The sequence below is a fragment of the Erwinia endophytica genome, from assembly GCF_009295515.1.
GTDB lineage: Bacteria > Pseudomonadota > Gammaproteobacteria > Enterobacterales > Enterobacteriaceae > Erwinia > Erwinia endophytica.
In genome coordinates this window covers 180,643-202,124 of the sequence record NZ_RQVV01000053.1, presented here as the reverse complement: position 1 = coordinate 202,124, position 21,482 = coordinate 180,643, and the positions used below count along the sequence as shown (strand labels likewise).

Sequence of the window (21,482 nt, the reverse complement as noted above, 5' to 3'; positions counted from 1 at the left end):
TAAGCAAAATGAGATATCTCCCATTCTGCTTCGAATTGCTGGCGCATTGGCTGCATTCCCGTCATTCCCTGAGTAAGAGACTGGAGAGTTATCGGCTGGACACTTTCCTGTTATTTGAATATTTGGACTCTATTGAGTCAATTTTTCACCAAAATAAGCGCCAAATAAAAATTATGCCGAGGACAGCTCTCCGCGCATTAGGCATATAATGCGATACATCAGCCATCAGCGCCATCCTGAGAGGCCCTACTCTCTTTTACCACTTAATGCTGTTTTGGCGAAAACACCATACCATTTTTATGGTGGGACCTCATAAACACTAGCCATTCAAGATGCCGTCAGATAAGATAATCCATTAAGTTATTTATAGTATCAATAACAAGTGTCGCATTACTACTATACAAATTCTTACAAAAACTCTACTTCTCGCATCACTAAGAGTCTGTATTATTTGTCGTTAATAAATTAATGTTATGGTCATGTTGTAATATGTATAAAACAAGTTCCATTCACTCTCTTCCCTTGCGTTATGCGGATTTCCCGACTTTGGTGGATGCTTTAGATTATGCCGCCCAAGGAAGTACAGGGATGAATTTTTACGACAGACGTAATCAACTTCTGGCTGCGCTGCCTTATCACACGCTACGCGAGCGGGCGATTACGGGTGCGCGTCGTCTATTATCACTGAACCTCAATAAAGGTGACCGTGTCGCGCTAATCGCTGAAACCAGTGTTGGCTTTGTGGAAGCCTTTTTTGCTTGTCAATATGCAGGGTTGGTTGCCGTTCCCCTTGCTATCCCTATGGGTATTGGGCAAAGCGCTTCTTATATCGAAAAGCTCCAGGGGCTATTAAATAGCTGCAATCCTTCGGCTATTATCAGCAGTGATGAATGGTTGCCGTTAATTAGCTCTGCACGCAGTGCTGAAGCGCAGCCTATACATATCCTCAGTAATGCAGACTTCAATGCTCTGCCTGAAAAGGATGTCGTACTGCAACCTCCTTCACCTGACAATATTGCTTATCTGCAATATACGTCTGGAAGCACGCGTTTTCCTCGCGGTGTGATAATAACCCAACGTTCTGTCATGGCTAACTTGCGAGCGATTAGTCACGATGGTATTAAAGTACGCGCGGGTGATCGCTGTGTTTCCTGGTTGCCTTTCTATCATGATATGGGCCTGGTTGGTTTTGTCCTGACGCCAATGGCGACACAGCTCTCCGTTGACTATTTGCGGACCCAGGATTTTGCCATGCGTCCAATGCAGTGGCTTAAATTGATCACCAAGAACCGTGCAACCGTCTCTGTTTCTCCGCCATTTGGTTACGATATTTGCCTGCGTCGCAGCAACGAGACAGAATTAGCCGAATTAGATCTTTCCAGTTGGCGTATTGCCGGAGTTGGCGCTGAGCCCATTCCTGCTGAATTATTAAATAAATTCAGTGAGCATTTCAGTCAGGTACAGTTTAATGGCGATGCCTTTAGACCATGCTATGGTCTGGCCGAAAACACGCTGGCCGTGAGTTTTTTTGATGCCTCATCAGGTCCACGCGTCAACGTGATTGACCGTGACAGTCTGGAGTATAACCGTAAAGCGGTTGCCCCAACTCAAAATACGCGGGCGACGGCCACTTTCGTCAACTGTGGCAAAGCGCTACCTGGCCATCATATTGAAATTCGTAGCGAAACAGGCGCGCCGCTGCCAGAACGGGAAGTCGGTCATATCTGTATTTCTGGCCCCAGCCTGATGAGGGGCTATTTCCACGATACGACATCCCAGCAACAAATCCAACGCCAGGGGTGGATGGATACCGGCGATTTAGGTTATATGCTGGACGGAAACCTGTACGTAACGGGCCGTAAAAAAGATCTGATTATTATTCGTGGTCGTAATATTTGGCCTCAGGATATTGAATATGTCGCGGAATCAGAACCAGAAATCCGTCCTGGTGACGCAATCGCCTTTGTGACCTCCCAGGATCACGATGAAGGCGCCAGAATCATTTTGCAGATCCAGTGCCGGGTGAGTTCTGAAGAACGTCGGGAGCAAATTATCCACTCTCTGACATCGCGCATTCAAAGTGAATTCAGCGTTGCTGTCGATATTGTACTGATGCCTCCCCATAGTATTCCGCGGACGTCATCAGGGAAACCTGCACGGGCTGAGGCCAGAAAACGTTATCTGACTGAATTAATTGGTCCGCAGTTACAATTAGCAGGCTATGCACAATGACAAAAACGGTCGCAGTGACAGGTGTGACCGGATTTATCGGCAGGCACATTGTTGATAATCTGCTTTCACGCGGGTTCACTGTACGTGCTTTGACCAGACGCGCACGTCGCTCCTCAAACAACAATGTGGTTTGGGTACAGGGAGCGTTAGAAGATAAAAAATCGCTTTCGGAGCTGGTGCGCGATGCTGAATATGTTGTCCATTGCGCAGGGCAAGTTCGTGGAAGCAAGGAAGAAACTTTCACTGAGTGTAATGTGACAGGCAGCCTGCATTTGATGCAAGCCGCCAGAGAAAGCGGCAATTGTAAGCGTTTTCTATTTATGTCCTCGCTTGCTGCCCGTCACCCTGAACTGTCCTGGTACGCGAATTCAAAACACGTTGCCGAACAAAAATTAATAATGGCAGCCGCGAATATTTCTCTTGGCATTTTTCGCCCAACCGCAGTTTATGGGCCGGGCGATAAAGAGTTGAAGCCCTTGTTCAGTTGGCTTCTCCGTGGTGTACTTCCACAGCTTGGTGCGCCTGACTCACAGCTATCATTTCTTCATGTGAGTGATTTAGCTGAAGCGGTTGGGCAATGGTTAACCGTTTCTCCATCGCATAATCATCCATATGAATTATGTGACGGTGTGGCGGGGGGGTATAATTGGACACGCCTGCAAGAAATCGGTAGCGCAGTACGTCATGCTCCAGTACGGTTAATCGGAATTCCTCTACCTTTGCTTAAAATAATTGCTGATATCAGCACGTTATCGAGCCGTTTAGTCAGACAGGAACCGATGCTAACTCGCAGTAAAATCCGCGAATTAACCCATAGTGACTGGTCAGCAAGCAATAACGATTTGTCCAATTCAATTAACTGGTTTCCTAAAATAAGTCTGGAACACGCGCTGCGTGACAGACTATTTTAATTATTATGATCATAGGTATATAAGAGTTTCTATGTTAAATCGTGAAGTTTTGATGGATTATATCCTCGAGTGTTTACAAGGTATGGCCACAGGCAATCAAGAGATAAAGCCTGACAGTGACCTCGTCAATGATCTTGGTCTGGAGTCCATAAAAGTCATGAACCTGTTGATGATGTTAGAAGACAAGCTGGATATTTCTATCCCGATTAATATCCTGCTGAATGTCAGAACGCCTGAGCAATTGCTGGATGCCCTACTCCCACATATGGAGAGTACTAATGGGTCTGTATGACAAATTTGCGCGACTTGCTGGCGAGCGTGAAAAATTCCAGACATCCGGCCTGAATCCATTCGGCACCTGTATTGATGAGATCTATTCAGCCACCGAAGGGCGTATTGGCGATAAGAAGGTTGTCCTGGCAGGCACCAATAACTACATGGGGCTGACTTTCAATACCCAGGCGATTGCTGACGGCCAGGCGGCCTTAGCCGCTCAAGGCACCGGAACAACCGGTTCACGTATGGCTAACGGTAGTTATGGCTCTCACCTTGCTTTGGAGCAAGAGCTGGCCGCTTTTTTTGATCGTCCCAGCGCCATTGTATTCTCAACCGGTTATACCGCTAATCTGGGCGTGATCAGCACGCTTGCTGGTCCTGACGCCATCGTATTGATAGACGAAGACTCTCATGCCAGCATCTATGACGCTTGCGCTTTAGGCGGCGCACAAATTATTCGTTTCCGCCACAATGACGCGCAAGATTTGGAGCGCCGTATGCTGCGCCTGGGTGAGAAAGCGCGTGAAGCGATAATTATCGTTGAAGGCATTTATAGCATGCTGGGCGATGTTGCTCCGTTGGTCGAAATTGTCGATATCAAACGCCGTCTTGGTGGTTATTTGCTCGTGGATGAAGCGCACTCCTTCGGGGTTATGGGCGCGACTGGCCGCGGCCTTGCCGAAGAGCTGGGTGTTGAGCAGGATGTTGATATTATACTGGGTACCTTTAGCAAGAGTTTAGCCTCTATCGGCGGATTTGCCGTCGGCGCTAAAGCCATGGACGTTTTACGTTATAGCAGCCGTCCTTACATTTTTACTGCGTCACCCTCACCATCCAGTATCGCCTCTGTGCGTTCTTCTTTAAGAACTATCGCGCAAAATCCAGGCCTGCGTGACAAACTTTGGAGTAACGCACACAGACTCTATCGCGGTCTGGCTGAACTCGGTTATGAGCTGGGCCCACGGATCAGTCCTGTTGTCCCGGTAATGATTGGCTCGAAAGAAGATGGACTGCGCCTCTGGCGCGACTTGATATCCAATGGGGTGTATGTCAATCTCGTTTTACCCCCTGCTGCACCATCAGGCATTACTCTGCTGCGTTGTAGCGTTAATGCGGCGCACAGCGAAGAAGAAATCGATACTATTATTCGGGCCTTTGCTGCACTGAAAGATTAATACCGCGACACAAAAATCCTTCCGCGATGTTGCCCTGGCAACAAAAATAATCATCGGGTAACATCGCTCACCAATACACGCGCCTGATGAAATAGACGCCCCAATTTAAATGACACAGCGTATAAAACGCGATCATTTAATGACCGGAAACGTTCATCATGAAGATGACAACCATCGGTCTCGATCTGGCAGGTCTTTCCGTTCCATGGCGTCTCTCAGTGTCGTGATATGTGTCAGTTACTGAAATGGGTTATGTATTCAATATGGTGATGAGTATTACGCTGCATAATGCTCACGCTCGATAAACGTACCAATGATCCTGTCATGCATTTCAGCTGATGTTGAGGACCCCAGTTGTCTTGCGGTTCAGTCAGGTTCCGGTTTTCACGCTCAATTCGTGGTGTGTAAAGCTTACCTGTGATGTGCTTTTCATTCGGTAACCCGTCATAAGCACTGAAATTATCGGCACACCATAAGGCCACATTAAAACCTGAAAGCTCCCCCGAAAAATGACCACATTTCATCCACTTCGCCAATGCGCAGATTATCCAGTGGAAGAGAGGTGACGTTTTTCGGCGAAAGTTTTTTAGCGTGCGCGCAACGGCATTAGCAATGCTCGTGCGGTGTCGCGGATGCCAGCATTATTCATGGCAAGATCAATGATCTGATCCTTCATGCCCTGCTGGCAGGCTCGGTATTTATATTCAAGTTGAACGCTTCGGCTGCGTGCCTGACAGCAATAATGTTGATGCCCGGCACGGGCATGACCCGCGTGAAGTTCAATGGCGGCAGGGCCGGCCCCACACATCACCCCTGTTACGCAACCAGTAACAGGCTAGCTATTTTCACCACAATTTTTCGCAACGGTGACGGCTCGCCCAGAGTACACATTGGACGATGCAACTCCTGAGGGAAAATCACCGCCAGTTCTCCTGACAGCCGGCCCAACCATGGCAGACAATCATCGTCATTCAGCGCCTGGCCCGCGGCCATTTGATAATATTCTGACGCGGATGTAAGTCGTCGCCATCAATAAACTTCACCTGTAGCGCATTAGCCCGCGCTGCGCCCACCGATGATTTCCCGCTACCCGCCCCCATCACGATGATGCATTGACCTGCCATGCTCCGTTCCCCGCCAATTACACTGCTGCCAGCATGCCGCCATCGACAAATAGCAGATGGCCATTGACAAAATCAGACGCCCGCGATGACAAAAAAACAGCGGCGCCCACCAGTTCTTGTGGTTCACCCCAACGGGCGGCGGGCGTGCGTTTGCACAGCCAGTCGGTGAATTGCGGGTTATCCACCAGCGCTTTGGTCATTGGCGTATCAAAATAACCCGGCGCGATACCGTTCACCTGAATATTATAACGAGCCAGCTCCACGCTCATGCTGCGGGTCAGCATTTTTACCGCTCCCTTGGCGGCAGCATACGGGGTAATAGTATCGCGCCCCAATTCGCTTTGCATTGAGCAGATATTGATGATTTTCCCCGCCTTACGGGCAATCATTTTTTTCGCCACCGCCTGAGAAACCAGAAATACGCCGGTCTGATTAGTGGCGATAATTTGGTTCCACTCTTCAAGCGGAAATTCGGTAAAAGGGTGACGCCGCTGAATACCCGCATTATTGAACAACACATCAATCGGGCCGATATGGCGTTCAATCTTCTCAATGGCCGTTTCAACAGCGAGCGCATTGGAAACGTCAAATACCGATACATGCGCGGTGTAGCCCTCATCACGCAGCTTCATCGCCGCGTTTTCAGCCCGCTCTGGCGAGGTGCCGTTAATAATGATCTCAGCGCCATGCTCCGCCAGCCCCTGCGCCATCGTAAAGCCAATGCCCTGAGCCGCACCAGTCACTAAAATGCGTTTATTTTCTAAGCTGAATAATTTACTCATTATATTCCTGCTCCAGGTCTTCAGGCTACGGTGAGCTCGCGTAAGGCAAGGCAACGGGGTGATGATATGCTGCCTATCACACGAGTTTTGGCCTGAGTAAACCGTGATCAAGATCACTTAAAACGGTTTTAGCGGTCAATGGCATGATTGAGTTCATCTGCGGTCAGGGTGTGCAAAAACAGCGGTCCGCCAGGCTGAAACAAAGCCGCGGCTGCCAACCCTCCTACTACCACGGGGGTAAAACCGGCAGCCGTAGTCAATTGGGCTACTGTATCCAGCGCGCCTTTATCATCGCCCGCCAGCGGCACAGCCACCGCCTCCTCACCGGTTTGATGTGCCGTGGCCGCCAGGCTGGATGCCGCCAGCGAATTAAACCCGCGAACCCATCGCGCGCCGGGGAACAAACGCGCGCTATAGATACCACTGCCTGTCTGCAACGCCTGCCGGGCGATGTCCCCGTCCCGCTGTGGATAAGGGTTGGCGACATCCAGCACCACCTTCCCCCGCAGGGTTCCGGCCAGTTGTTTCCCCAGCACAGGCAGCGCGCCATAAGGTACCGCCATCACCACTACATCGCCGTATTGCGCCGCCTGCAACGGTGATCCGGCCTGAGCGCGAGGCCCCAGCGAGCTGACCAGCGGCTTTAATTCCTGGGGATGGCGGGAAGCGAAAAATACCGAATAACCCGCGTTGACCCACAGCCGTCCCAGCGTTCCCCCCATCTCCCCGGCACCAATGATGCCGATACGCGGTAAGGGTTCTGCCAAAGCATGACGACAGCCCGTCAGAAGCAATAAACAGGATAAAAAAAGCGTGCTCGCCATGCGCGACATAACATTCCTCCTCTGCGATTTCCGGTGGCTGTGTGTCTGAGTTACCCCGCCGTTTTTACCCCTCTCACTCGCACTGTTGTGCTTCGGGATAGCCTGCAAAGATGCAGCACGGAGCGATCGCCTCCACAACAGCGAGCTCAGGACGACAGATATCATGTGTGAGTGAAACGCCACTCAGCTCCACGCCTGCCGCAATGGCCCCTGCACACCATAGACAGGATCGCTGTGCGGAAACGGCAGATGCGCGATACGCTCCAGCATGGCTTTAGAGGGCGGCTCCCGGCATATATCCCAATCCTGCCGGGGTGGATAAGCACCGACGACAACGAAATCATCACTGCTCGCCAAATTGCAATGCCCCGTGCCAGCAGGTAGCAACGCCACATCGCCAGCCTGCACGGTGACCTCATGTCCACCGGGCCCGCCCAACATCAGGCGAGCCTCGCCGCTGACGAAACCCAGGACTTCATGCGCGGTACTGTGGTAATGGTGGAAAGGGTAAACGCTGGCCACCCACTGAGGCGGCCAGCCGGTACGTTCGAACAAGGCTTCGGTACCCGCCACCGCTGCCGTTGCGCCACTAAGCACATGACGATAAAGCAATACCGGTAGATGTGGGTTATTAGGCACCCAGCCATTGGCTTCCAACGGTAAGCGTTGCGCCTGCATTGTCGCGGCTGAATTTGTTTGCGTCGCCGCTTGCAGCAATACCGGCGCGCTCGCGGCCAGGCAAGAGATGAACCGCATAAAATCCCGACGTGAACACATTGCCATATCGACCTCCGTACAGCATTTACGGGCCCAATGGGCGCTGTTTAATGTGATGAACATCACGAATGTTACCTGGATAACCCAGGCTTTGGCGCCCCCCTTGTCAAATGACAACGACACATAAAAATAAATTTTTAACTTATATATATCAATTAATTATAAATTTTCTGGGCACTATAGCGATAGCAGACAAAAATGGTAAAAGTCATATCGGGAGGGTGCCGCTGATCATGGGGGTACCGGGTCTGAGATAATCGTTTTCATCATGACCTATCTCGGGGCATTCGCCTGAGGCGCCGATGCCAAACGCTGTTGCCGCTGCCCCAGCCACAGGCTGTTAAGCAGCCAGAATACCGATAACGGCACGGCAAGCCACAGCCATACCGGTCCGGAACTGCCGAGCATGCCAGCCGCAGTCCAGCTCCATGCGCCAACCTGATCCCCCGCCCGATAAACCGCGGTATCGATAAAACTTTTAGCTTTGTATTTGTCTTCCCGATTCAGCACGGTAAACAACAGCTCCCGTGTTGGTCGGGCAATGGCGAAGTTACTGGCACGCCGCACGACGGAAAAGAGAGCCAGAGCCAACAGTGACGGTTGCCATGCCAGCGCCAGAAAGCCCACGACAGTCAGTACCGGCAGAATAATCAACACGGCGGTGGTGCCAAAACGACTCAGCAACTGACCGGTGGCCAGGATTTGCACCGTGAGAGTCAACACATTGACCAGCAAGTCCAGGCTGGCGAAAAACGTGGAGCGGGCACCATCATTAGAGAACGCGTGCCGCGCCAGTTCCGCCTGACGGAAATAGAGAAACGTCGACGTCACCGAGAACAATATCATGTAAAGACAAATATTCAGCAGATAAGGCGAGCGAAACGTGTGGCCAATGCCGCTCAGGATGCCGCCCCCCAGCGGTCGTCCGTCATTTTCGTCCACACGCCGGGACGGATGACGCAACTGCGGTGCTAAATGCGTCAGGCGTCGGACGCAACAGACCGCTAATTCCAGCAGAACGGCAGCCAATAAAAACAACCCTGCCGGTCCTGCCACTTTGACCAACGTGATGGTAAACAGCGAGCCGGCTATAGCGCCCAACGTAGCGCCGGCAGCCATCAGCGCGAACAGGCGTTTGCCACGGTCGCTGTCAAAAATATCGACTATCAGCATCCAAAAAATGGACACCACATACAGATTAAATACGGATACCCAGACAAAAAATACACGTCCCAGCCAGAGACGCCCCGGAGCATTGAGCACAGAGATCAGCAAGGCGAACAGCAACAGGCAGGCGATGAAAAAACGATAAAACAGGGTGATGGCCCGCTGGCGAGAGAGGCGGCGCGACAACGCAGCGAACGGCAAATTGCACACCAGCATGGCGATAAGCGTGGCGCTGAACAACCACTGGAGATCCTCCGCTCCATTCGCACTACCAAACGCGTCACGCACGGGACGGATAACATAGTAAGCTGACAGCACACAGAAAATATACACCCCGCACCAGCATAGCGGTCGCAGCTCTTCCTGCCGAACTCCAGCCAGCTGGGTCAGTCTTACCAGCCGATTTTTCACCGCTTTATTCAAGGCTGTTTGCATAGCATCTCTCTCGACAATCTGCCTGCCAGACCGCATAACATCGTGACCGCGACGGTAAAATCGGACTCTGCCCTCTCTTTAGACTGTACGCGATCGAGTGAAGAGTGCGGCTTCCGCCAAATCAATTTCAGCAAGTAACTTGTTCAGCGTTTCATCATTGATCTTCTGGCGCCTGCGCAACCGCAACAGCTCAGCTCGCTGTGCCTGCAATCCCCGGGTACGCAGTTTGATATCTACCTGATCATCAAGACGGGCCATTTCATCTGCGGTCTGGTCCGCGCCAAGCACTTCCAGATGCCGTCGGTAAAGATCCATGACTCGGGCGAAACAATCGGCTACCCGCACCGTTGCCGACTCATCCAGTCCCACCTTAATCTGATCATGAGTCTCAGCCAGTGCCCGAATGGCGGCCTGCGCGGCTTCAATACGCGCATAACGTTCCTCAGCCGCGAGCCCATCCTCTTTGCCACTCACGCCGTGTAATACCATTGGCAATCCAACAATCGCCACCAGTAACGAACAGAGAATCGTGCCTGATGCGATAAAAATAGCCATTTCACGCCCGGGAAAAGGCATGCCATCCGGTAATAAAATAGGCAAAGACAGTGCGCCCGCCAGTGTTACCGCGCCACGGACGCCGCCAAGGGTCATAATGATTAACGGACGCCAGCCGCTCACTGCCAGATCGGTGGCATTGCGTTGTCTACGACGCCGGGCAAGCCAGCGCAATCCCCACATCCAGCCAAAGCGCAATAAGTGCAACATCATCAGCACCAGCAACACGTAGCCAATGAGTACCACCATATGCGTATAGCCCTGTGCTTCAGCGGCGATCAGTGCCGAGCCGATAATGTGCGGAAGCTGTAACCCTAACAAAATAAAGGTCATACCATTAAAGACGAACTCGATCATCCCCCAGGTTCCCCTGATCCGCAGACGCGTCACAATTGACATATCCGCTCGCAGGCTCTGGTAATTCATCATCATGCCAGCCGCTACTGCCGCAAGTATCCCCGAACATCCGGCCCGTTCAGCCGACAGGTATGCGGCAAACGGCAGCAGTAGCATCATGATGACCCCCGCAGCCGGATCTTCATCGCTCGCCCGCTTTTTAAACCAACTGGAGAGCACAATAGAAAGCCAGCCTATCGCCGCCCCAATCGCCAGTCCGCCAACCGCAATCATCACAAAACTGAGAAACGCATGACGCAGTGAAAAAACGCCGGTCATGGCCGCTGCGATGGCAAACCTCAGCGCCACCAGGCCCGATGCGTCATTCATCAACGCTTCGCCTTCCAGAATATGCCGCAGATTACTGGGTATTGCGCCTTTACCGGCAATCCCCGATAAAGCGACCGCATCGGTTGGCGCCAGCACCGCGGCCAACGCGAAAGCCACCGACAGTGGTATCGCCGGGATTAACGCATGAACCGAATAACCGATAACCGGTACAGTCACCAACGCCAGGCCCAACGCCAACGCCAGGATAGCGCCTCGTTGCCTGAAGAACTCACGCTTCGGGATACGCCAGGCATCAGCAAACAGTAACGGTGGGATAAACAGCATCATGAAAAACTCAGGATCAAAGGTAACATGCAGGCTAAAACCCGGCCATGCCAGTACACAGCCCAACAAGATCTGAATCAGCGGAAGAGGTAACTTTAGAGCGATAACGCGGGTTACAAATCCGGATAAGCCTACGGTGGTTAATAGCACTAAGATGGTAAAAACACTTTCCATTGTTCATCCAATTGCAAGGCAGCACGTTTCTCACCCACATGATCTGCCAGTTAAAATCAGCCATTCCCTCTCAGAGACTCACCAAATCATTTGTATGGCGGGACAACACACCAACAGCGTTTTTGCGCCACGTCGGCGCGGGTCCTAACCGGTTCAGGTAGCCAGGGCGGATCACGCGTCCGGCAAACAACCAATAGATCAGTTAATAATGCAGACTGCGCTTGCGGCGTGAAGGATGATGGCGATAGCATCATTATTTCATCTTCCTGATGATACCCGAGTAAATGTTAATTTCTAAACATTTTAATAACATTTAATGTCATAATAACATCCATCATCGCCACCATGCACACTCATTGTGGGTCACGCCGTCAGAATTAAGGCACAAAAAAACGGGCCATCACCCGGCCCGTGTCATGCAGCTTAATGCTTCTGGTTAACTCAATACGGCTTTACCAGGCAGTTGTGCCGGACCATCCGCCAGTGCAAACAGCGCCTCTACCCGTTTTTTCTCCGTGGCATCAGTTTTGAACATCACCCCGCAAACGATGAATGCCGCCACGTTGCCGGCCAGGCCCACAATGCCGCTGGTCAACGATCCCAGCACTGGAATGTCATCCGGGAAAAACACCGTTAACACAATGGCGATAACAATCCCGGTCACCATGCCCAGCAAGGCTCCCTGCTTGTTGCCAAAACGGCTGAATATGCCGAAAAACAACGGTACCGCCAGTTGAATAATGCCCTGATAGGAAATCTGTGCCAGCAGTTGCAGACGTGAATAGTTAAAGGTCAGATAAGCCAGCAAGGCGGCAGCGATAATAAATACCACCATGCCGGATTTCGCCAGTACGGTCAGTTGACGATCACTACGGGGTTGATTCCATGTCGCGAGGTCATTGGCAAACTGCGTACCACACACCTGGACACAGCCATCGACATGGCCAATACTGGCCGCCAGCACAATCACCAACGCAATAGCCAGCAACCATGGGCCACCCTGTTCAAACAGTGCAGTAAAGAAGCCCTGCTGTGGATTAGCCTGTACACCGGGCTCCTGGCTGACCGCCGTAGCGAACAGCATTAAAATCGCATAGAAACCGCCAACTAACAGGATGGTTAACAGGGTTCCCTTTTTCACCGCCCGAATACCGCTGGCGGTGTAGATCCGCTGAAAACTCATCGGCCAGCACATTGAACCGACCACACCGGTAAAAATCAGACTGAACATATACCAGCGACCATAATGACTGCCTGCGGCACCAGGGATTTGCAACATATTCGGCGGCAAACTGGCCAGCTGGCTATAGCCATGATCGCCAGTAAACAGCAGGATCACACACACCAGCGCCCCCAGCCCATAAGCGATGATGCCCTGATACATATCCGTCATGATCAGACCACGCATTCCCATACTAACCGTCCAGTACTGACGTACCAGAATCAACAGCACCCCGGCTATCAGACAGCTGGTCACGCCCAGACGGCCAAAACTGGCGAACTCCACCAATAGCGCCAGCGCCTGAATGCCCATCACGACCCAGGGAAATACACAGATGATACCGATGATTGAGGCCACGCGTTTTACCGCCGGACTGTTGTAACGCATCCCCAGCAGATCCGGTTGAGTGGTGAGATTAAAATGTTGCCCCCATGTCCAGGCTCGACGAGCCATCAGGTACATCGCCGTTACCCCAAGTGTTGAGTAAACCGCGCCATAAAAACCAATCACCCCACTCACTGACAACGCAAAGAACGCGGTAAACGTCGCGCCAGGCCACCACGAGTTGGTATAGCTCATGGCGATATACCACGGACCGTACGCCCGGCCGCCGACCGCGTAATCCGCAAACGAGGTGCTTTTCCGGTTAGTCGCATATAACACGCCGATCATCACCGCTAAAAACAGCCCCATCATACCGAAGGTAATAAAATAGTGTGGCTCAACAGCAGAGATATTCATGACAGTTCCTCATCTTCGGGAATTTCCCCAAAAGCGCATTCAGCAAGATACATCACCCACAAACCGATCCCGAGAAAAGCGGCGATGGCTAACCAGTAAATAATTGGCATCGGTATCCCCAGGAATAACTGTTTATTGCCACTGACACTTAAATATAACGGTGGGAACAAGGCCAGTAATAATAATGCCAACAGATAAAGGGCAAAGATTTTATTTTTTAAACCGATTCGTGCTTGCAGACTACGCGACATGATCATCGAACTCATAACAACCTCCCCGGCATGGATAATTAATGGCTTCACACTCCCTTAGCGGTGCTGTTATATCCGTCAGACGTCAAGCCGCTGACGCATCGACGCCAACACCAGCATGATGCAACAACACATTGACGTTTTTGTCCGGCAACATGGCGTATCACGGAGATAAACAGGGTTTCCCGATAAAAAAACAGGCAATAACGACGCTTCAGCGCACGGTATACCGCGCGATTGATCTCGTTTATTTAATCATTACACCGCGTGCAACCAGTTTTCCCAGTCAGGATGATAGAGCACGCTGCGGGCACGCATGGTCTTCCACGCGCCATATTTCGAAAAATCAAAATCAATATCAGCGAGATGATGTTGAATCATCGCCCAGGCAGACCATTTCATATCGGCGAGAAATTTATAGAGTTGTACCCGTGCAAAACAGGCGTTATCTACCTTGCCGAAATAATCCTCCAGTAATTCACACTCTGTTTCCGCACTAAAAAACATTTCACCAAACCATAATGCCAGCTCATAACAACGATCATTATTCGAGGCATATTCAAAATCGACCAACCGAATATCATCATGTTGGTTGAGCATAAAATTACCGGCCAGGGTGTCATTCATACAAGGCACCAGATCCAGCCCGGCCGACTGCAGTGCCTGACGCGCCCGCTGGCTTTGCTGATGCAGCCAGGCCGCATCAGCGGAAAACACGGCAGGTAACGAGTGTAACTGGGCGATATGTTCATCCAGCATCTCAAAAACGGTTTTAGTTTGCCGCAGCGGCGGCTGATCGTTGAAGCTTTTCAGCGCCTGTAACGCCCGATGGCGGATCGTCCGCTGCTGAAAATCCTGATTCGATGCGCTGCGCCACCCCGCCATAAATTCAAAAATCTCGACACCTAACTCACGCAGATACATCACCACCTGCACGCCATAACCGGTTTGCGCCGCTTTCAGGCTGGCTTCATGCGCGGTATCGCGATTGATATAACGCTCAGTTCCTTCACCGGGAATTTTGACAAAGTAGGCGCCTGCGGCGCCCGCCACATCAACGCGCCAGTTCGCATTAGAGATACCGCCGCTGACCGGACGATAGGTAATATCACAGGACTGCCAGGCGGGTACTGCGGCGATCGCCTGCTCCAACCGTTTCTCCTGCCAACTTTCAGCCTCTCCCAGACGTTTACTCATGCCGCACTCCCCGCCACCAGGGCTAACCAACGTTCAAAACGGCTATCGCGGGCGCTCTGTCGGCACCGCAATAACGTCCACTGTCCCACTTTGGCAAACTCCAGACCGCGCGAGCTGCAATGACCGTTCCACAGCCCCCACAATGTCCAGTAATAATCATCCGCCAGCGCATATAACCGGCAACGGGCATAATCGGCTTCAGTACACTTACCGTGCCACGCGGCAATCGCCTCACGCCATTGATGGTCAAACAGCATGCGCTCATTCAGCAATACCGCGATGTCGTACCAGGCATCGCCCAGGCTGGCGTAATCGAAGTCGAGCAATTGCCAGTCACCCTGTTCATTCACCAGCCAGTTGCTGGCAATCGGATCGCCGTGGATCAATACGGCGGGATGCGGTTGCTGATTCAGCGCCTGCCACGCCAGATCAACACATTCCCCCAGCCAGTTCAGCTCATCGGACATTATCACTCCGTCTTCCCGGCAGCGCTGACGCAGATGCCGCATGTCGTCCTGACGCGATGGCAGAGCCAGGTTGATTTCATGCAGTTGATCAAGCAGACGGGTCAGCCGCGTAAAATGTCGGGGTTGCATCAGTTGATCCAGCCGGGCCCAATGCCAGCGCGTATCAAGCGCGGTGTAAATCACCACGCCTTGTGCAACATCCGCATAGTGCACTGCGGGAGTCAGTCCGATTTCCGCTGCGGCGCGACTGGCGTCGATGCTACGCTGGACATCAATCAACCGGCGCTGATCATCTTGCAATACTTTGGCATAAAGTGGTTGCGTGCCGCTGTGTAAGCGAAATCCGGCCCATTCGGTGGCAAGGCGATGAGGCGACGCCACGCCGGGAGTCCCGGGTTGAATCGACCATTGGCTGTCCGGCTGCCAGCCATGCAGCGCCTGCTGTAAACGGCTTAGCATACGCTCACCTCTGGCTGGGCAGTAGGATGCAGACAGAGATCAGCCAGCAGCGCCAGCAACACATCCAGTCCACGATGCAAATCGTCCTGCGCGGTGAATTCGCGCTCGTTATGTGACAAACCGTCCTGGCTGGGAACAAACAACAGGCAACTTGGGCAGTGATAACTCAGACTGATGGCATCATGCCCCGCCACCGTATGCATCGGCATTGCGCTGATCCCGAGACGTGCGGCCTGCGTCAGCGCGCGTTGCACCAGGGCCGCATCCAACTGCTGAGGCGGGCGAAGCTGCGACGCCTTCAAACTGACATCCGTGGCGGTTGCCTGCGCAATCTGCTGTAAGGTCTGGGTAAACTGCTCGCCAATGGCGGCTAACAACGCTTCATCGGCGGAACGAAACTCAATGAACAATGTGGCTTCGCGGGTGACCACGTTAGGTGAATTGGGCGTCGTCTCGATCCTGCCGACCGAAGTATGTAGCGCCAGACCGTATTTATCCGCTTCTTCCCGCACCGCCACGATGGTTTTCGCCGCTGCCAGCAAGGCATCACGCCGACAGGCCATCAACGAAGGTCCGGTATGATTCTGCTCGCCGTGAAAGGTCACCTGCCACTTCAACGCCGCCCAGGTCGCGGTCACCACGCCAAGTTGCGTTTTCTGCTGTTCCAACTGCGGACCTTGCTCAACATGCAGCTCAATATAGGCCGCCAGCGGCATCTCCGGCAGCACAGTGCCGCGATAGCCGATCCTCTCCAACGCCTCTCCCAGGGTAATGCCCTGCGCATCACGGCAATTCAACGCAACATCCAGCGGGCTGGCGCCGGTAAAAACCGAACTGCCAATTAAACTGGGTTGAAAGCGGGCTCCCTCTTCATTTGTCCAGTTCACCACCGCAAGATTACATTGCGCCGCACGGGGCAATACATTGAGCTGACGTGCAAGGCTGGCCATCGCTACTGCACCCGCCATCACCCCAACGGCGCCATCAAATCGCCCTCCCGCGGGCTGGCTGTCGAGATGGGAACCACACAATAACCAGGGCGCGCCGGGACGCAATGTTAACAGGCCAAAAATATTACCGATCGGGTCAATATGCACCGTAAAACCCTGCTGACGCAGCCAGCGGCAAAAGGCGTCACGCATTGCGCCATCGTCAGCACTGCCCGCCAGGCGATGCAGTCCGCCACCACGGGTGGCGCCAATGGCGCTACTTTGGGCGAAAAGCGCCTCAAAGGCCTGATAGTCGCTTGCGGTCATCCGCGGCCACGCCGGGATAGAGGATGTTGACATGAGCTTTCTCCAGACTGGCGATAAAACGTGCCGGCGGCGGCAGGCTGGTCACCAGCGTATCCACCGCGCTAAACGGCAAGGTATTCACAAATGTGCGCAAACCAAACTTCCCTTCATCCGCCAAAATAACGCTCTGACGACAATGTCTGCTCAGCTCCCGCCGCAGCAGTGCTTCCGGCTCTTCGTAATCCATAAATCCGTTTTGCAAATCCACCGCGCCGATACCCATGAAACAGATGTCGTAGTGAAACTGCTGCGCGAATGCCAGCGTATGCGGGCCAATTAGCGCGTTATCGTTACGACGAACACACCCCGGCGTCAGCGTGACCGCGTTATCGCTCTGCTGGGTCAGCAGACTGGCGATGTCCAGTGAATTAGTGACCACTTTTAATCTGGCGAACCGCGTGAGTTGATGAGCCAGCGCCAGCGTGGTGGTCCCGGTATCAAGGAACAGCGCCATCCCTTCCTCAACCATCTCGCTCGCCAACTGCCCAATCCGTACTTTGGCGCGGGGTTTAATGCGACTGCGTATTTGCAACGGCTGCTCTTCACTGGCCACCGGTAAAATAGCGCCGCCATGTACCCGGCGCAGCACGCCACGCTCTTCCAGATATTTTAAATCCCGGCGAATAGTCTCTTCCGATACCACCAAACGCTGCGCCAGTTCGGTTACGCGGACCCGTTTATCGCTGCTTAAGACCCGTTTAATTTCATCCAGTCGCGGCTGATTAATCATCGTTCACCTTATTTAACCGTTGCGAAAAAACGCAGTATACCTGCGCTTACGCCACGCCTGGGGGTTGACGATTATCCCACGGCATCAGCGCTTCCAGTGCGGCACAAAATTGCAGCACCTCGCCATCGGCATAACGACGACCAATCACTTGTAATCCCACCGGCAGACCATCCGCGGTAAAGCCGCACGGCACAGTGGCGGCCGGATTGCCGCTGAGATTGAATGGCCAGGTAAACGGCGTCCAGCGCGCCCACTCCACCCCACTGTTTCCTGCGGGTTGTCCGGCAGGCGTATGCCTGTCCGCCGCAAAAGGCAGGATCGGCAGGGTTGGCGTCAGCAAAAAATCAACCTCATCAAATAGCGCATGTACCTGACTGGCAAACGCGGCACGCTGTTTGAGCGCCTGAAGATAAGCCGCCAAATCCAGCTCAGCAGCACGGGAAATCAAGGTGGCGAAGCCGGGATCCAACTGCCCGGATTTATCGACCAGCGCCGCGCCGTAGGCAATACCACGCCCCCCTGTCCATAAGGTATTAAAGGTATCGAAGGGGTTTGGCCAGTCCAGATTTCCCACCTGTAACGCCACCGGCAACCCATCGGCTATCTTCGCCACCGCCTGCGCCACCAGCGAAGCAATGACCGGGGCGACCGGCGTGTTGAACAGCGTAGGACTAAAGCGCACCCGCACCTTTCCCAGCGGCACATCGCAACGCGCCAGGTAAGATTCGCCTTTTTCCGGCAGCGCCTGGTGATCGCGGGCGTCGGGTCCGGAAAGGATGTCAAACAGTAAAGCGCTGTCACGCACGGTACGGGTCAGCGGCCCGGCGTGACTGAGCATTTCGGTCGCCGACCACGGCCAGGTGGGAATGCGCCCCAGTGAGCCTTTTAAGGCAAAAATGCCGCAAAACGCGCCAGGGATCCGTACCGAGCCACCGCCATCTGAACCTAATGCCGCCGGCACCATCCGCGCGGCAACACTGATAGCCGAGCCTGAGCTGGAACCACCACTGGTTAAGGCGTGATTCCAGGGATTACGGCCATGACCGAATACCCGCGAGACACTCGATCCCGTCCAGCCAAACTCGGTGGTGGCGGTTTTGCCCAGGATAATCGCCCCTGCAGCTTTTAAACGGGCAATGATCGGCGCGTCACTCTCCGGTACATAATCGAGAGAGGTCAACGATCCTTTGGTAGTACGCAACCCCTGGGTTGAAAACAGATCTTTGATACCAAACGGCACACCATGCAGCGGACCGCGCAAACGGCCCTGCGCCAGCTCGCGATCACAGTCCCCGGCTTCTTGTAATGCGGCGATGTCATACACATCCCCAAACGCATTTAATGTGGGGTTGTGGGTTTTTATACGCTGTAAACATGCCGTCACCAACGCCACACTGGTCAGTTCGCCCTGACGAATCTGACGGGCTGCATGCAATACATCAGGCATTTTTGATACCAACAGCTCACCGTTGTTCATTATTTTACCCGGCATCATCCCATGGTCATCTGGCAATGATATTGGCAACAACACGAGGCTGGCGCAAGACCGAATAATGTTGTCTATGTGGGATATTTGGGGTTAATCATCGTTCGGTAATAGGTTTTTGTGATAACCGGTGGCAGAACATCATCAGGGCAGAGAAAAACGGCACAGCATGTTCGTCTGCTTTAACGCCCTTTTTCCTCACCCGGCGCGATGGCGCCATTAACTTAGGCGGAGAATTGTCAACCACGATCATCGGCATCGCTTAAGCCAGGAAAGTCCGTCGTGATAGCAAAATCATATCGCTAAAACGGCGAAAAATTCAGCCCGGCATTGAAACCAGCCGGATGTTTTACGGCATGTCACTGCAGATGAGGGGTCTGTGGTCAGGTCCTTTGCATCGTATTTTTATATTTAAGCCACCAACATAACCATATTATTGCTATGCAATAATGAACGAATAGGGTGCAACTCTGTTTTATTTTGGTGCGATAAAATCCATTTATTTGCAGCACATTGTATCTTAGGCATTTTTAACACCTTGAAATCACATTGACATCCTGTCGTCGCCCTATTCTTGTGCGTGACATTCAGGTCCAGGGTTATTACAGTTTTTATGGCGCTTACCTATATTTTTCCTCCTTTCTGTCCTCCGTCCCCTCCTGCACCATAAAAGAGCAGTAACACGCCATCGTTACTCACATTGTGGTTTTCAACACAAGCAGTGAGTCCATTGTTACGGCATGAGCAGAGCCTGCAGTCACCTAAAGTTAAGAGCAACATCATGACAAATCATACCAACAGCATCGCTTCAGCTTCCTCCGTCGAACTCAGCACTATTCAGCCAATTCCGCACGCCGCACGGCACGGTAAACCTCGCGACTTGTTCACGATCTGGTTTGGCTCCAATATCATGCTATTGACCGTCATCACTGGCGCCCTGGCCGTGAGTGTGTTCCACCTTTCCTTTTTGTGGGCCACCCTTGCCGTATTGATTGGTAACCTGGCTGGCGGGCTGTTTATGGCGCTTCATTCAGCCCAGGGCCCACAGCTTGGCGTGCCACAAATGGTACAGACACGAGGCCAGTTTGGCTCGTACGGTTCGGTACTGGTCGTGGCGCTGGTGGTCATCATGTACATCGGTTTTCTGGCCTCAAACCTGGTATTGGGTGGCCAGGCGTTGCATGCGATCAATCGTTCAATCTCCGCCAATAGCGGGATTATTGCTTCCGCGGTGCTCAGCCTGATCGCCACCGCCTTCGGTTATAATCTGATCCACGCCTACACCCGAGTGATGTCGTGGATATCGGGCATTGTGCTGGCGTTAACCTTCGGCTGGATTATCTTCATTCATGGTCTGCCGGCGGATTTCATCAATCGCAATGGTTTTAATATCGGCGGCTTCCTTGGCGCGATTTCAATTGCGGCACTGTGGCAACTGGCTTACGCCCCTTATGTCTCCGATTATTCCCGCTACATGCCGAAAGACATCAGCGAAAAAAGCGTGTTCTGGTATAGCTACTTCGGCTGCGTACTGGGGTCTTTCTTCCCGATGATCCTCGGCATTATTGTCGCCATCTGTGTGGTCGATGGCGATATCATCGCCGGTATCGTCCACATGACCGGAAGCCTGGCCTTCGTGGTCATTGTGGTGTTTGCGCTGGGTATCGCGGCGACCAATGCGATGAATCTCTATTGCGGCGTACTCTGTACCTTGACGCTGGGTCAGACATTTTTCCCCAAATGGTCACCGCTCTCAGGCGCCCGCATTTTCACCGCCATCGTGACTATCCTGATTGAGATCGCATTAGCGATTTATGGTCAGGACAACTTCCTGGTCAACTACACCAACTTCATCCTGATGCTGCTTTATGTGCTGGTGCCCTGGACCGCCATCAACCTGGTTGATTACTACCTGTTGGCGCATGGCAGCTACGACGTCGCGTCTTTCTTTCGCCGCGATGGCGGCATTTACGGCTACTACAACCTGCGGGCCATTTTCTGCTATCTCCTCGGCATCGCGGTAGAAGTGCCGTTTATGTCCACCGCCATCTATACCGGTCCTGCGGCTACCGCACTGGGCGGCGCCGATATCTCATGGATTGTGGGGCTGGCGGTGGTATCACCGATTTATTACCTGATCAGTCGCACGCAGTCTGTCGCGCAACCCTCTGTTTGAAAATAAAAAAAGGGA

The 21,482-nt window shown here is 52.8% G+C and carries 17 protein-coding genes and 3 pseudogenes; 5 read left to right on the top strand and 15 right to left on the bottom strand.

Annotation, left to right across the window (positions count from 1 at the left end):
- Window positions 1-489: 489 nt before the first annotated feature.
- The 4 genes from EH228_RS15605 to spt are packed head-to-tail and all read left to right on the top strand — an operon-like array spanning window position 490 to window position 4,594.
- Window positions 490-2,232 (top strand): fatty acyl-AMP ligase, encoded by a 1,743-nt coding sequence (locus EH228_RS15605; RefSeq protein ID WP_152322535.1) that lies wholly within the window; start codon window positions 490-492, stop codon window positions 2,230-2,232.
- Window positions 2,229-3,143 carry an NAD-dependent epimerase/dehydratase family protein gene (locus EH228_RS15600; protein ID WP_152322534.1) on the top strand — a complete coding sequence of 305 codons (915 nt, stop codon included), beginning with the start codon at window positions 2,229-2,231 and terminating at the stop codon, window positions 3,141-3,143. Before EH228_RS15605 ends, EH228_RS15600 begins: the two co-directional genes overlap by 4 nt.
- A 31-nt stretch (window positions 3,144-3,174) precedes the next feature.
- Complete coding sequence (locus EH228_RS15595) at window positions 3,175-3,435, top strand: acyl carrier protein (RefSeq protein WP_152322533.1); 261 nt, start codon at window positions 3,175-3,177, stop codon at window positions 3,433-3,435.
- Entirely contained in the window at window positions 3,422-4,594 is a 1,173-nt protein-coding gene (gene spt, locus EH228_RS15590; RefSeq protein WP_152322532.1) for a serine palmitoyltransferase, read from the top strand. The genes EH228_RS15595 and spt overlap by 14 nt, the downstream gene beginning before the upstream one ends.
- Window positions 4,595-4,870: 276 nt before the next feature.
- Here the strand turns inward: spt and EH228_RS15585 are convergent.
- The 15 genes and pseudogenes from EH228_RS15585 to EH228_RS15520 form a co-directional block, all read right to left on the bottom strand.
- Window positions 4,871-5,402, bottom strand: a pseudogene (locus tag EH228_RS15585) (IS1 family transposase).
- Between the two features lie 8 nt (window positions 5,403-5,410).
- Window positions 5,411-5,527 (bottom strand): annotated as a pseudogene (locus tag EH228_RS20250) (YhcH/YjgK/YiaL family protein); the annotation flags it as partial.
- Window positions 5,528-5,718 (bottom strand): annotated as a pseudogene (locus EH228_RS20245) (shikimate kinase); the annotation flags it as partial.
- A 17-nt stretch (window positions 5,719-5,735) separates the two neighbouring features.
- Window positions 5,736-6,500, bottom strand: coding sequence for a gluconate 5-dehydrogenase (gene idnO, locus EH228_RS15575; protein ID WP_152322531.1), 765 nt, complete (start codon window positions 6,498-6,500; stop codon window positions 5,736-5,738).
- Window positions 6,501-6,628: 128 nt separating this feature from the next.
- Window positions 6,629-7,333 (bottom strand): NADPH-dependent F420 reductase, encoded by a 705-nt coding sequence (locus EH228_RS15570; RefSeq protein WP_240116307.1) that lies wholly within the window; start codon window positions 7,331-7,333, stop codon window positions 6,629-6,631.
- A gap of 174 nt (window positions 7,334-7,507) precedes the next feature.
- Window positions 7,508-8,107: a cupin domain-containing protein gene (locus EH228_RS15565; RefSeq protein WP_152322530.1), complete on the bottom strand. Its 600-nt coding sequence runs from the start codon at window positions 8,105-8,107 to the stop codon at window positions 7,508-7,510.
- Window positions 8,108-8,374: 267 nt separating this feature from the next.
- A complete protein-coding gene (locus EH228_RS15560; protein ID WP_152322529.1) occupies window positions 8,375-9,703 on the bottom strand; it encodes an NTP/NDP exchange transporter in 1,329 nt (442 codons plus the stop codon).
- Window positions 9,704-9,781: 78 nt separating this feature from the next.
- Complete coding sequence (locus tag EH228_RS15555) at window positions 9,782-11,443, bottom strand: Na+/H+ antiporter (RefSeq protein ID WP_152322528.1); 1,662 nt, start codon at window positions 11,441-11,443, stop codon at window positions 9,782-9,784.
- Between the two features lie 436 nt (window positions 11,444-11,879).
- Complete coding sequence (locus EH228_RS15550) at window positions 11,880-13,406, bottom strand: sodium:solute symporter family protein (RefSeq protein ID WP_152322527.1); 1,527 nt, start codon at window positions 13,404-13,406, stop codon at window positions 11,880-11,882.
- A complete protein-coding gene (locus tag EH228_RS15545) occupies window positions 13,403-13,672 on the bottom strand; it encodes a hypothetical protein (RefSeq protein ID WP_152322526.1) in 270 nt (89 codons plus the stop codon). The genes EH228_RS15550 and EH228_RS15545 overlap by 4 nt, the downstream gene beginning before the upstream one ends.
- 243 nt (window positions 13,673-13,915) lie before the next feature.
- The gene (locus tag EH228_RS15540; protein WP_152322525.1) at window positions 13,916-14,854 is read right to left on the bottom strand and encodes a choline kinase family protein; all 939 of its coding nucleotides are present in this window, start codon (window positions 14,852-14,854) and stop codon (window positions 13,916-13,918) included.
- A complete protein-coding gene (locus tag EH228_RS15535; RefSeq protein ID WP_152322524.1) occupies window positions 14,851-15,780 on the bottom strand; it encodes a phosphotransferase in 930 nt (309 codons plus the stop codon). The genes EH228_RS15540 and EH228_RS15535 overlap by 4 nt, the downstream gene beginning before the upstream one ends.
- Window positions 15,774-17,069 (bottom strand): M20 family metallo-hydrolase, encoded by a 1,296-nt coding sequence (locus EH228_RS15530; RefSeq protein WP_152322523.1) that lies wholly within the window; start codon window positions 17,067-17,069, stop codon window positions 15,774-15,776. Before EH228_RS15530 ends, EH228_RS15535 begins: the two co-directional genes overlap by 7 nt.
- Window positions 17,008-17,805 (bottom strand): DeoR/GlpR family DNA-binding transcription regulator, encoded by a 798-nt coding sequence (locus EH228_RS15525; protein ID WP_152322522.1) that lies wholly within the window; start codon window positions 17,803-17,805, stop codon window positions 17,008-17,010. Before EH228_RS15525 ends, EH228_RS15530 begins: the two co-directional genes overlap by 62 nt.
- 46 nt (window positions 17,806-17,851) lie before the next feature.
- On the bottom strand, window positions 17,852-19,282 hold the full coding sequence (locus EH228_RS15520) for an amidase (RefSeq protein ID WP_204902671.1): 1,431 nt from the start codon (window positions 19,280-19,282) through the stop codon (window positions 17,852-17,854).
- 790 nt (window positions 19,283-20,072) lie between these two features.
- On the opposite strand from EH228_RS15520, the gene EH228_RS15515 reads away from it, so the two are divergent.
- Window positions 20,073-21,467 (top strand): purine-cytosine permease family protein, encoded by a 1,395-nt coding sequence (locus EH228_RS15515; protein WP_193323360.1) that lies wholly within the window; start codon window positions 20,073-20,075, stop codon window positions 21,465-21,467.
- The last annotated feature ends 15 nt before the right edge of the window (window positions 21,468-21,482 follow it).